This window comes from Nonomuraea sp. NPDC052116 (genome assembly GCF_040680035.1).
In the GTDB taxonomy this organism is placed as follows: Bacteria; Actinomycetota; Actinomycetes; order Streptosporangiales; family Streptosporangiaceae; genus Nonomuraea; species Nonomuraea angiospora_A.
In genome coordinates, this window is sequence record NZ_JBFAWA010000081.1 from 1 (window position 1) to 12,826 (window position 12,826).

The following is a 12,826-nucleotide window of genomic DNA, read 5'->3' on the forward strand; positions in this document are numbered from 1 at the left end:
GCGGCCGCTGGCCGCGCTGCGGCCTGGGGGCCGGTCGCGGCCAGCACCGCCCACGCGCTGAATCCGTGCCTCGCTCTATCAAAAAACCTCGCGATAGACGGCCAAGGGCGTCACGGAGATCGATGGGTAAGTTGGGCCTTCGGCCAATCCGAAGTCCTCGATGTACTTGAGGAGCGCAACTCCTACTCGTTCCATGGCGATCCTGTCCATGCGTCCATTCGAGATCAGCTCGCCGTCGATCTGGAAGCCCGAATCAGACGCAACAGGCTTTGAAGGGATTCTCGCGATCTGGGCGATCATCGTCCAGCTGTCGAGGGTGTAGCCATAGCGGCTGTAGAGCTCTTCGCGTTCGTTCTGCATGTACTCGCTGCGGCTCAGCAAAGAGCCCGAAAGGTTGAACTCGCGGTGGCTGTCTCCGAGGGGGAACGCTCGGAGTGTTACAGCGTCGTTGGCGAGCGATGAGACAAGCTCTTTAATTTCCGCGACCTTCTCGGAGCTCAGTCCCTGAAGCATCTCCTGGATGAGTCGTGCCTTAAGTTCCGCACGGACCTGCCCGCTATCCCTCCCCCGACTCCCTGGCGATGTACGTCCTCCCTGGCGGGTCGGTGGCGTAGCGGCTTGAGCTTCCTGCTCCGCCATTGTGATCCCAACGAAGGCCGAGACGAAGCGTTGGAACTGATCAACGCGTTGACCGAAGAAGGATGGGTCGTGGACGTCGAGGGAGCCTGTGAAGCGGACGAGTTGCCCCTCATATAGTTCGCTGTGGACTCGCCCTGTGGCCCACGCCTCTCGATCCGAGAGCAGTGCGCCGACCTCGTGGATCAGCGACTCGCGGTCGCAGATCTCTTCGAAGATCACGGCACTCAGCTCGTGTAGAGACCTGGTCTCCTCTCGCGCTGTGCCTGACTCTCGGGAGCCGCTGGGACCAAATCCCATGAGCTTGGCCTGTGCTTCGCCTTTGCTAGTCTTGGTCTCTTTGGAAACGATGCCTTCGATGACGCCTCTGTTCAACTGAGCGTAATACGATCGCACTCGTTGAAGGTCCACGTAGAAGTACTCGCGGATCTTGCGGACGGTATATTTTTCCCGCTCGTTAACGGCGTCGAGTTGTATTGGTTGCCCTGATGTTTGAAGATCGATATGTGCTGGATCTTTGGTCATCCTGAAATGATGACATGAGTCGATGAAGTAGGGTGCACATTCAATGATTAGTCCAATTTGTAACGATTGGGTGGTTTGTAGGGAGATTATGAGTGGAGCTCAGTAATCGGACTTGAGGCACGGGAAAGCTCTGCCGCCCGCTGCTGGTGCTCCGGCCTGGAAGTCCCTGCGCTCCGGGTCGGGTTGCCATCGAATTACCCGGCTACCGCAGGCTGCCGTGACTTCTGTTGCCTGATCTCGGCGTGTAGATTCCCGGCCAGCTCCTCCAAGGTCTCTCCACAACGCACGTTGGAGAGGCCGCTGTTCTTGGGCACGAAGTTGATTCGCATGGCGACCCAGCCTCCAGACATGTCGGTGATCTGCCAGCCGGGGAATCTGCTGAGCACTTGCTGCACGGTCTCAGAGGCACGGCTGCGCTCCGGCGATGAGCGACGAGAGCGGGTGTGCCATGCGCAGTTCCGTGTAGCGAAGAGCGACTCGGTGGGCGGCGCGGGCCGGCTGGGTGAAGGGATGCCCTGCGTAGATCGCTCGGTGTCTGCGTGGGTTCCAGCCGGTGCGCCACCAGTACGTGCCGTCCGCGCACCAAACGATCAGGCCGACCCAGACCGACACCATGGGCGTGCCGTAGTCGTGATGGACGTCGGTAGTGATTCCTTTCTCTGAAAGAGCAGCGGCCAGCCGTTGTGCGGCGGCCAGGGGTGGAGGCGGTAGTGCGTTCATGTACTGAGCGTCGCCGTCACGAAACCGCAGGTGAACGGCCTAGTGCTGCTGGTGGTACGCCTATTCCCGTCACGAATATCGGTACGGCCGAGGGCGGCGGCTTAACCTAGCGTTGTGACCCAGATACCGCCGCAGTTCTGGTCCGGGCCAGTTGTGGCCGCCGCTCTCGCCGAGTGCGATCTACCAACCATCCTCGAAGAGGTGCGGCGGGTGCACGGTTGGACGCAGGGCCAGCTTGCTGAGGCGGTCGGCTACTCCCAGAGCTGGGTGTCCAAAGTGCTGCGTGGCCGTCAGCCGCTCACTGTGGACCAGGTTCGGGAGATATCCATCCAGATCGGGGTGCCGCTTCACTTGCTCCGATTCGGAGCCCGAGGGGATGACGATCCGACGAAGCGCAGAGATTTCGGCAAGGCGGTGGCGTTGACTGCGCTGGCAGGCGTGGCCCTGCCCAAGCGTCCGGATGTGGACGAGACGACGGCCGCCACGCTGACCAGCATCACCGGCGCCCAGCGTCGGTTGGAGGCTGTCACGCCTGCGCGTGAACTCGCTCGCCCGGCTGCGGCGCAGGTGGATCTCGCGAGCCGCGTTCTCGGCCGCGCGTCGCGGTCTCCGCATGCTGACGAGATCCGGGCCAGTCTGAGTGAGGCGGCAGGCTTCGCGGCCTGGGTGCATGCCGACATGCAGGACACCGGTTCGGCGCGCCTCTACTACCGTCGCGCCGTCGACAGTGCACGACAGGCCAACCATGCGCTGCTGGGCGCGTACATGATCGGCAGTCTGGCCGCCTTCGAGATCGACGCCGACGATTCGCTGATCGGACTGAATCTTTTGGCGAGGGCGCGGTGGGAGATCGGTGAGCGGCCACCGGCCATCGCTCGCGCGTGGCTGTCGAGCCTGGAAGCGCTCGGCCATGCGACCGCGCGAGACGAGGCGGCGGCGCTTCAGGCGTTGAGTGCGGCTGAGGCGGCGGTACGGGCTGGTGAGCGGGCCGTCGCGCCGCCCTGGCCGTGGGTGTTCCCGTTCGATCACGCCAAGCTGGCGGGGTATCGGGCCCTGGTGATGGTACGGCTCAAGCGGCCGGTTGAAGCCGTTGCCGCGTTCAACGAGTCGCTGTCGTCGGCCCAACCCGGTGCCAAGCAGCGGGGTGTGCTCATGACGGAGGTGGCGGCGGCTGAGGCCATGTCGGGGCGTTACGACGAGGCGCTGTATCTGGCGTCCAATGCGCTCACTGTGGCGACGACGTATGGCTCTGAGCGTGTCCTGCACCGGGTCAAGACCTTCCGCCGATCGTATGCCGGGCCGTCGTCCAGCGCTTTGCGCTCGTTCGACGAACGTCTTCACGCCACTCTGATCTAGGGGGATCATGGTTCGCATCGCTGTGTCCGGCCATCGGGGCTTGCCGGAGGAGACCGCCGTACTGATTGACGGGGCGGTACATAAGGCGCTCGCGGAGTACTGTCCTCGCGTCACCGGGTTGTCCTGCCTGGCGGATGGGGCCGATCAGATCTTCGCGCGCGCGGTACTCGACCTCGGCGGTGTGCTGGAGGCTGTGATCCCGGCCAAGGAGTATCGGGACGGGCTGCCGGGGGAGTGCCATGCTGCATACGACGAGTTGCTGGGCCGGGCGGTCCGAACTCGCAGGCTGGACTTTGTGGAGTCCAGTTCGGAGTCGCACATGACGGCCAGTGCGCGGATGCTGGACGACGCCGATGTGTTGTTCGCCGTCTGGGACGGTCAGCCCGCTCGGGGGTATGGCGGTACAGCTGACGTGGTGACCGAGGCCAGGCGGCGCGGAGTGCCTGTACGGGTGATCTGGCCCGAAGGAGCCCGACGAGACTAGGTCTCTAGGCTCAAAGAGGTCGGCGGTTCCCTACGCACCCGCGACCTGGCCATGGCGATGGAGCCACCGTCGCGCCTTCTTGAGCGGTATCCCAAAGCCACGGCGGCGTGGGGTCGGTGGCTTTCACCACCGAGCCCACGCCGCCGGTGCCGATCTAGCTCGCCAGCGCGAGTTTGACGGTCAGGGCGCCGGTCTTTTCGGCCTTGGGGTCGAAGAGGATGGTGTAGGTGCCCGTGGCGGGCAGAGTCGTCGCGGAGATGGTGCAGTTGCGGCCGCAATAGGTGGGGGAGACCAATGCGGTGCCGTCGGGCTTCTTCACCGATACCTGGGCGTCGACCGAGCTGCCGAAACTGGAGTTGGTGAACGTGAAGGTCACCTTCTGGTTGGCGGTGCCGTTGAAGGTCCAGGTTCCGTTCTGGCCTGGGGTCATGGTGGTCAGGGTCGAGGTGGCACCACCGATGGTGATGCTCACCGGAGAGAGGTCGGCGACCGAGTAGGTCCTCAGCGTCAGCTTGCCGACCTGTTCGTCTCGCGGGTTGAATTCGACGGTGTACGTGCCTGTGGCCGGCAGGGCCACCGGGTCGAGGAAGCAGTTGCGGCCGCAGTAGGTGGCCGCTACCAGCACGGTGCCGTCAGGCTTCTTCACCGTCACCTGGGCGCCGGTGCTGTTGGCGAAGTTGGCGTCGGTGAAGTCGAACGAGACGAGTTGGCCCGAGGTGCCGGAGAAGGACCAGGTTCCGTTCTGGCCCGGTGTCGTCGTCGTGAGGCTGGACGCGGCGCCTCCGACCGTGACGTTGCCGCTCAGGTGGGTGATCGTGTAGAGCTGAGCGGTCAGTTTTCCGACATTCCCATCCTGTGGGTCGAATTCCACCGTGTAGGTACCTGCGACCGGAAGAGCAATCGGTTCCAGGAAGCAGTTGCGGCCGCAGTAGGTGGCCGCTACCAGCACGGTGCCGTCGGGCTTCTTCACCGACACCCGAGCGCCGGTCGCGCCGGCGAAACTCGCCTCTGTGAAGTTGAACGAGACGAGTTGGCCCGAGGTGCCGGAGAAGGACCAGGTTCCGTTCTGGCCCGGTGTCGTCGTCGTGAGGCTGGACGTGGCGCCTCCGACCGTGACGTTGCCGGTCAGGTGAGTCACCGTGTAGAGCTGAGCGGTCAGCTTTCCGACATTCCCATCCTGTGGGTCGAATTCCACCGTGTAGGTACCTGCGACCGGAAGAGCAATCGGTTCCAGGAAGCAGTTGCGGCCGCAGTAGGTGGCCGCTACCAGCACGGTGCCGTCGGGCTTCTTCACCGACACCCGAGCGCCGGTCGCGCTGGCGAAGTTGGCGTCGGTGAAGTTGAACGAGACGAGTTGGCCCGAGGTGCCGGAGAAGGACCAGGTTCCGTTCTGGCCCGGTGTCGTCGTCGTGAGGCTGGACGTGGCGCCTCCGACGATGACGTTGCCGGTCAGGTGAGTCACCGTGTAGAGCTGCAGGGCCAGCGAACCCGTCTTGGCGTTCTGCGGGTTGAGCTCGACCGTGTAGGTACCGGTCACCGGCAGCACGGTCGGCTCGAGCAGGCAGTTGACGCCGCAGCGGGTGTCGGCGACCAGGTCGGTTCCATCCGGCTTCTTGACCTTGACCTTGATGTCCGAGCTGGAGGTGAACGTCGAACCGGTGAAGTTGAACGACACCTGTTGCCCCTCGGTCCCGACGAACGTCCACACGCCGTGCTGTCCGGCGATCGTGGTCGTCAGCGTGGACGCCGGCCCCCCGACGGTGACCTGCGCCGCCACGTCCTGGGCCACGAGGTTCACCTGGGCGGAGGCCGAGCCGGTGTAGATGCCGGCCGGGTCGACCACCACCTGGTAGGTGCCGTCCGCCGGCAGTACGGTCGCATCGAAGAAACAAGAGGTGGAGCAGGACTTCTTCGGCAGGAAGACCGAGCCGTCCGGTCCGAGCACCGACGCCTGCGCGCTGGTGAACGTTCCGCCCGAGATCGTGATCGAGATCCGCTGCCCGGACTTTCCTGCCAACGACCAGGTCGGGTTCTGCCCCGGCTCGGTGGTGGTCAGCTTGACCGCGGCGCCGCCCGGCGTGAGCGTCCCGGTGACGTCGCCCGCGACGACCTGCGCGGAGATCGAGCCCACGGCCGTTCCATACGGGTCGGCGACCACCGTGTACGTTCCGGTCTCCGGCAGCGTGGAGGTGTCGAACGCGCACGACGGCTGGCAGTAGGCCGGCTTGAACAGGTCCGATCCGTCGGGATTGCGAACCGACGCGCGTGCGTACCCGTTGTTGTCCCACGTCCCGCCCGTCAGGACGAACGCGATGCGCTGACCGGCCGTCCCGGCGAACGACCAGGTGGCGTTCTGCCCCGGCCCGGTGGTGGTCAGCTTGACCGGTGCCCCGCCGGCGGTCAGGGAGCCGGTGACGTCGCCCGCGGTGACCTGCGCGGAGATCGAGCCCACGGCCGCCCCGTACGGGTCGGCGACCACCGTGTAGGTCCCGGTCACCGGCAGCGTGACCGTGTCGAACGTGCACGACGCCTTGCAGTAGGCCGGCTTGAACAGGTCCGTTCCATCCGGATTGCGCACCGAGGCGCGTGCGTACCCGTTGTTGTCCCACGTCCCGCCCGTGAAGGCGAACGCGATGCGCTGACCGGCCGTCCCGGCGAACGACCAGGTGGCGTTCTGCCCCGGCCCGGTGGTGGTCAGCTCGACCGGTGCCCCGCCGACGGTCAGGGAGCCGGTGACATCGCCCGCGATCACCCCTGCCGTCATCGGCCCCGGCCGCGCGACGGTCGGATCGACGACGATCGTGTAGGTGCCGTCCGCGGGAAGCGTGATGGTGTTGAAGGCGCAGGCCGTCGAGCAGTAGGTGGAGCCGTACAGCGGCGTCCCGTCCGGTTTGCGGACCGAGGCGTAGGCGGAGCTGGTCAGCCCGCTGACCCCGAACGCGATACGCTGCCCGGCCTTACCGGCGAACGACCAGTACGCGTCCTGCCCGGGAACCGTGCTCGTCAGTGTGGAGGGCGCTCCGAGCGCGACCGTCCCGGTGAGGTCGGTCACCTCGAACAGTTGCAGCGCGAGCGAGCCGGTCTTGGCGTCCTTCGGATCCCACACCACCGAGTAGGTGCCGGTGACAGGCAGGGTCTCGGTGTCGATGAAGCAGGTCTTGCCGCAGCTCTGCGACGCCAGGACGGCCCCGTCGGGTCGCTTCACCCGCAGGGTGGCGTCGCCGCTCGAACTCAGGGTGCCGTCGGTGAACTCGAAGGAGACCTTCTGGCCGGCTGTTCCGGCGAACGTCCAGGTGCCGTACTGGCCCGGCTGGGTGGTCGCCAGCGACACCTTCGGCCCGCCGATCGCCGCGGTCTTGACGACGTCGGGCGCGATCGTGCTCGCGCTGAGCTTGTAGGCGCCGAACTCGTCCTCGTGCGGTGAGACGCGTAGCCGGTACGCGCCCGCCGCGAGGCCGTCGAGGCGCTTGCCACCGCACAGAGAGTTGGTGGCGACGCTCGCGCCCGCGGCGTTGAACAGCTCCCAGTTGAACCAGAGCCCTGGGCACTCCTGCGCGTCGACGAAGATCGAACCCGGCTGGCCCAGTGTGAACTGGTACTCGTCGCGCGCGACCTCGGTCTCCAGGTTGCCCGCTCCCGCGGCGGGGACGCCGTCCGAGGCCGTGAACGGCAGCGACACCGTGAACGTCTGTGGCGGCGTGACGTCCAGGTCGAGGTTGACGTTGTCGATCCCGAACGCCTGGTTCGAGATGCCCGCCACCCCGGTGGCCGTGGTCTTGAACTCGATCTGGCTCTTGTTGTGGGTGACCGGCATCGTGATCCGGTATTTGGCCCACGGCAGGCCGGTCGCCAGTTTCCCGGTCGCGACGGGCGTCAGCGTACTCGGCGTGATCGTGTACGGGGTGCCGCGGTCGGTCTCGACCTGGACCGTCTCGGTGTCGGAGTCGGACGCCCAGTCGCCGACGGCCAGCAGGTCGAAGCTCAGCGTCCCGCTCTTGTGAGACGGTAGCGCCTGTGCGTAGAACCGGTACGAATCCGTCCCGCTGAACGGCCCGGCGAACGTGCTCACCGCCGGATCGGTCGACACCCGCGACGGCCGCACGTTCGAGCTGAGCGCCCCCTGGAAGTCGATCGCCAGGTCCCCGTCCTCGTTGACGGTCTGCGCCGTCGGGTCGAGGATGGGTTTCGTCTGCTCGGCGGCGGCCTTCGCGAACGAAGTGTCCGCCGTGAGCGCGATGTCCAGGATGCAGTCGTTGAACTGGAGGCCCGCCGGGACGCCGTTCGCCTCGCACTGCGTGGTCGCCAGCTGGACCTGCTCGGGCGTCAGGTCGGCGACCGAGACGATCTTGGCCGGGAACGATTTGTTGGTGAAGGTCGCGGTGCTCTGGCCCGGACCGTAGGTGAACAGCGACTCGTTGTCGTCGATCCGCCAGGAGTCGGCGAAGCTGCTGTGCAGCACGGTCGGCGAGGCGTTGGCGGGCAACTGGGTGCCGTCCCGCAGCCGCAGGTCGTTCTTCGGGTTGCCGTCGGCGTCGCCGAGCAGGCCCACGAGGTCACTGTCGGGGGTCGGCGGCACGTAGAGGCTGGCGGCGCCCCTCCTCCAGGACAGGGCAGGGCCGGCCACGCCGTCGAACATGACGGCCCACTTGTCGTCCTTGCGCAGGATGAACGCGTTCTTGCCCAGGTAGAGGAGCTTGCCGGTGTCGAGCGTGCGCTTCTCGTTGTCGATGTACAGGTCGTCCTCGTGGAACTCGACCAGGTGGTCGCCGGCCTCCATCGCGGCGTCGAACATCACCGAAACGTCCCTGCCGCCGCTGGCGGGGCTGAGCCGGCCCTGGATCTCCAGGTTCCACTTGTCGGACTGGGCGAGGATGAACTCGCCGACGGACTGCAGGTCGTAGCCCAGGCCGTCCGGCGTAGTGAAGTGTGGTTCGCCCTTCACCAGACTGCCGTGGTGGGTGAAATACCACCACAGGATGAGGCCGACCAGCGCCACTACGCCGAGCGCCAGAGCCATCTCGATCGTGGCGAAGCCGGCATCGATCAGGAACGCCCTGCCCGCCTGGCTGGCGAGGAACAGCTCGATCTCAGCGGTCAGCTCGGCCGCGGCGAGTTCGACGCTGCCATAGGCGCCGATGTCCTCGGCGAGCGTGGTCGGACCGACGGTCCGGATGCCCCTGATCAGCGGCAGAAGGTAGTCCGGGGGCTCCCACTTGAAGTCGTCGTCGTCCTCGTCCACGACCGGGATCTTGGCGGGCGGGCTGTTGGGATCCGCCGGGTCCTTCTGCCTCTCGCACTTGCGCTCCTTCTTCACTTCCCGGATGTCCAGGAGGCCGGAGGCCGGCGAGGTGGCCCTGTAGGTGGACAGCTGGAACCCCTTGTTGCCGCCACCGAGCGGGCACGTCTTTTCCTTGCCGTAGACCTGGAACCAGTCCTCGTACCCGCCCCAGCGGTCGAGGACCGACCCGGCGCGGACGCCGTTGACGCCGTTGGCGGCGATCGCCGAGACGTACCGGCCGACCTGGCGTGCCCAGCCCTCATAGTCCTGGTTGCCCTTGACCTTGGCCTCGACCACCTCGGCGAAGCTGGTGCCGATCCGGTCGTAGTAGACGATGTCGGGCCGATCGCGGCCGTTGTTGAGGTACGTCTCCCACTGGACGTCCGGGTTGATGACCGCGCCGGGCTGTGCGGGCGGCGGGACGCCGAGGTGGTCGTTCAGGTACTTGATGGCGCGCGCCTGCCCGATGGACTCGATGCCGCCGCCGGCGCTGCACTCGTTGGGCTGCTGGTAGATGTAGGTGCCGAGCGCGGGACGGGCAGTCAGGCAGAAGTTGTTGTTGATGCGGCGGCGGGTGGCGTACATGCGGTTGAACACGCAGCGTTTGTCACCTCTGCCGGCGTTCGACCAGTCGTTGCTGTTCGGGGGGCACTGGGCAGCGGCCTCGGTTGCCGCTGCCGCCATTCTGGCCGTTAATGTCTCTTGGACGGGTCCTAACAGTGACGCCACGAGCACACACGCCATAATCACGCAGAGACGCCGCATGCATTCACCTCGGATAAATAGGACATAAATATCGCAGCGGGACGGTACACCATGAAGATCGGATTGCGGCAGATCTCGAATCACCACGTTCCGTGATCGTTGACTATGCTGCGGTTCGGATCCGCTCTTGGGAGGTACCGTGGTCGTCCACCGGTCGTGGGAAATCGCATTCGACGCGCCGGCTTCACGGCCGGTGCGGGCGGCTCGGATGGTCGTCGCGGCTCATGGCCTCGATCGGGACGCCGTGCTCGTGCTGGACGCCGACAGCGACGAGTTCGTGACCGTCCCGGGGCTCCCGGCCCACCTCTCCCGCAATACGGTGTCGCTGTCGTCCGACGGGACCCGGCTGGTGTTCCTGTCGCGGCAGGACGACGGCGCCGGACCCATGCGGGTGGTGCTGCATGAGCTCGCCACCGGAGCGCGGCAGGAGTTCGTCTCCGACGATTTCGTGCGGGCGGCGCTCTCACCGGACGGCAGCCGGATCGCCGTCCTGGCCGACCTGTCGAACGGACCCGGAATCCCCGGCGTGGGCGACGAGATCGTCGGCATCGTGCTGATCGAGACCGCCACCGACGCCCGGCAGCCGCTCTGGTCGGCCGAGGGCTACTGGCAGGAGGACGCCATCAGCTGGTCCCCGGACGGGCGACTCCTCGCCGCCACCTATCTGACGCTGGACGACGTCATCACCACCGTCGTCCTCGACCTTTCCGGCAAGGTGATCGGCGTCCACGAGGATCGGGTCGCCCTGCCCGGGGCGCACTCCGTCTGGACGTCCGACCGGGAACTCATCGTCTACCCGGAGCCCGACGACGAGAGCCCCCTCATCGCGATCGACGTCCCGACCGGAAGCGAGCGCCGCTTCACCAGGCGGAACTTCAGCGGCTACCTCGCCATCACCGGTGGCCGGGTCGTGCGTCCGGGATCTTCGCCCGAGCGGTTCGTCACGACCGACCTGAACGACACCGACGAGCATCCCTTCCTTACCTTCCGCCCGGCCGTGTCGATCGAGGCCATCGACATCGTCCCGTCCGCCGTCAGGTGACCCGACTTACCTCCACTTCGGCTCCAGAACGCCAGGTCGGCCGCTGAGCGGGATCGCCCGGCACCTCCCGCCGACCCACCACGACGGCGTCTTGATCCGGGGTAGGTCTCGTGAGACGGTCTGCAGACTGCAGCTCCTCGTGCGTCCGGATACCGTCCTGCGCCGGCACCGCGATCTGCTCAAGCGGCGCCATGCCGCCGACGTCGTGGTCCGGTGTCCTGCGTCATGCCGCCACCTTGGACGGACGCGTCTCCGGCCGCAGGATCCCGACCGGCCGCCGCTAACTCAGCGCCGTCGACAGCCACTTGCCGCTTACTCGTACGTAGAGGCGTCTGTTGGTCGAGTCGACCGCAAGTGTCCCGTCGACCGGGGTGTGCGTGAACGAGGCGTCGCTGACCGCGCCCGCGACCATCCGCAGCGGCGGGTTCGGCTGGTTCTTGGTCGGGACGGTACCGCCGGACTGCCCTCCGATGTTCGCGTAGCAGTTCTCCACCCGGAAATCGCCGGTGCTTGAGGCTTCGTAGTAAATGTGAGTGCCGGTCGGCTTTGTGGAGTAGCGCCCCACGACGTTACGCAGGACGGCGGTCGAGCCGGAGCCGGAGTAGAGATCGATCCCGGAGTTGACCGTGGCCGCCGACGGACTGTTGGCGATCAGCACGTTCTCCAGGGCGCCGGCGCTTCCCGCCCAGGCGATGATGTTCTGCGCAGTGGAATACCCGGAGGCAAAACCACCCGCGTAAGCATAGATATTGGACGCATAGACATGCCTACAGGACGCGTCCACCTTCAGATGAGGGCCGATGCACAGGTCGTTGTTGCTCGACATGAAAACATCACGAAAGTAGGAGTTGTCATTGTAGTAAAGCTCGAGCAGCAACCCGGTCTTGCCATTGCCGTTGAACCCGAGGTTTTCCATCGAACAGTAGCGCCGATGTTTCGACCCGCTCGTGTCGGTCGGGGCTCCGGACATACGCAGCAGGATGCCGTTCGCCTTCTTGACCAGCGTGGAGGCCTTGCTGCTCGCGCCGACCAGTCGGATTCCGTTGCCGCCGATGGACAAGGCCGGGCCGCCGGCCGTCGGGGTGACCGCGTACGCTCCCGCGGGGAAGTACACGGTTCCGCCTCCAGCGGCCACCGCTGCATCGATCGCGGCCTGGATCTTCGGGGTGTCGTCATCGGCCCCGTTGCCGAGCGCCCCGTAGTTCTTGACATCGAACCAGTCCAGCGGGGCCGTCTCCGCGGCCGCAGGCGAGGCCTTCGCGATCACGGCGGCACCCGCCAGCCCTGCGGCGGTGCCCCACAACGCTCTACGGCCCATGCTCGGACTCTTCGGCTCCGTCACGCCACAGCCCCCCTAGAGATCACTCCCCGGACAACGGCGAATACATTTCGTCGCTGATGGGTGGCTTCGAGCTGAGGTCGTCCGTGACGATTCGCGCCGAGCGCTTCTTGAGCTCCGCTCTGTTGACCTCTATCCCGCTCGCAGGCGACGGCCATGACCGGTCCAGCTCAAGTCCGCTGTGCCACTGCCTCCAGGGTTGGGAGCTGAGTGGTTCCTGCATGTACGTGTCCTTCCGGCGCTACGGGTGGACCACGACGGCCGAAGGAAACGCCGCTGTCCTCGCCGCCTACATACATGTTATGCATGCCTGTGAACTGTCCGTCAAGATCGTGTAACCCTCGGTTCCCCGGCTCTTCACCGTGGATCGATCCAGATTGTGAGCCGCCACCCGTGCCGGGAGCGGGCTGACGTCCGGTGGCTGGTGGGCCGGGCCCACCAGCCGGCGTTCGTGGAGTTCGCCGCGGAGTGTCACATGACGGCCGGCGCACGCCTGGCTCGACCTGTTTCAGCGAACGAGTGGGGTGATCAGGTCGAAGGATTCCCAGGGGCCGATGGCGTCGCGGTTGGCGATGAGCGCTGAGGCTCCGGCGTTGTCGGCGCACACGTATTTGCCGTTGGCCTGGGCTTTGAGGCTGATCGTGCCGTCGGGGTTGTTGATCTGCTGGAAGGTCTCCCAGG

Annotated in this window: 7 protein-coding genes; 3 read left to right on the top strand and 4 right to left on the bottom strand. The window is 66.1% G+C overall.

Going from position 1 to position 12,826, the window contains the following annotated elements; all coding sequences use genetic code 11:
• Positions 1-78: 78 nt before the first annotated feature.
• Positions 79-1,161 (bottom strand): hypothetical protein, encoded by a 1,083-nt coding sequence (locus AB0L65_RS62415; protein ID WP_364267365.1) that lies wholly within the window; start codon positions 1,159-1,161, stop codon positions 79-81.
• Positions 1,162-1,560: 399 nt separating this feature from the next.
• Positions 1,561-1,881 (bottom strand): hypothetical protein, encoded by a 321-nt coding sequence (locus AB0L65_RS62420; protein WP_364267368.1) that lies wholly within the window; start codon positions 1,879-1,881, stop codon positions 1,561-1,563.
• A 114-nt stretch (positions 1,882-1,995) separates the two neighbouring features.
• Here AB0L65_RS62420 and AB0L65_RS62425 point away from each other — a divergent pair, with 114 nt between their 5' ends.
• Both AB0L65_RS62425 and AB0L65_RS62430 read left to right on the top strand, forming a co-directional pair.
• On the top strand, positions 1,996-3,237 hold the full coding sequence (locus AB0L65_RS62425) for a helix-turn-helix transcriptional regulator (protein WP_364267371.1): 1,242 nt from the start codon (positions 1,996-1,998) through the stop codon (positions 3,235-3,237).
• A gap of 7 nt (positions 3,238-3,244) precedes the next feature.
• Positions 3,245-3,721 carry a hypothetical protein gene (locus AB0L65_RS62430; protein WP_364267374.1) on the top strand — a complete coding sequence of 159 codons (477 nt, stop codon included), beginning with the start codon at positions 3,245-3,247 and terminating at the stop codon, positions 3,719-3,721.
• 154 nt (positions 3,722-3,875) lie between these two features.
• On the opposite strand, the gene AB0L65_RS62435 is transcribed toward AB0L65_RS62430, so the two are convergent.
• Complete coding sequence (locus AB0L65_RS62435) at positions 3,876-9,596, bottom strand: VWD domain-containing protein (protein ID WP_364267377.1); 5,721 nt, start codon at positions 9,594-9,596, stop codon at positions 3,876-3,878.
• A gap of 376 nt (positions 9,597-9,972) precedes the next feature.
• Here AB0L65_RS62435 and AB0L65_RS62440 point away from each other — a divergent pair, with 376 nt between their 5' ends.
• On the top strand, positions 9,973-10,806 hold the full coding sequence (locus AB0L65_RS62440; protein WP_364267380.1) for a hypothetical protein: 834 nt from the start codon (positions 9,973-9,975) through the stop codon (positions 10,804-10,806).
• A gap of 280 nt (positions 10,807-11,086) precedes the next feature.
• Here AB0L65_RS62440 and AB0L65_RS62445 read toward each other — a convergent pair whose 3' ends face one another.
• Positions 11,087-12,073, bottom strand: a complete 987-nt coding sequence (locus AB0L65_RS62445) for a glycosyl hydrolase family 28-related protein (protein WP_364267383.1) — start codon at positions 12,071-12,073, stop codon at positions 11,087-11,089.
• Positions 12,074-12,826: the final 753 nt, after the last annotated feature.

Excerpts from the sequence above, each read along its gene's own strand:
- AB0L65_RS62420 (WP_364267368.1), bottom strand. The coding sequence starts at position 1,881 with ATGAACGCACTACCGCCTCCACCCCTGGCCGCCGCACAACGGCTGGCC.
- AB0L65_RS62440 (WP_364267380.1), top strand. The coding sequence starts at position 9,973 with ATGGTCGTCGCGGCTCATGGCCTCGATCGGGACGCCGTGCTCGTGCTG.
- AB0L65_RS62430 (WP_364267374.1), top strand. The coding sequence starts at position 3,245 with ATGGTTCGCATCGCTGTGTCCGGCCATCGGGGCTTGCCGGAGGAGACC.
- AB0L65_RS62415 (WP_364267365.1), bottom strand. The coding sequence starts at position 1,161 with ATGACCAAAGATCCAGCACATATCGATCTTCAAACATCAGGGCAACCA.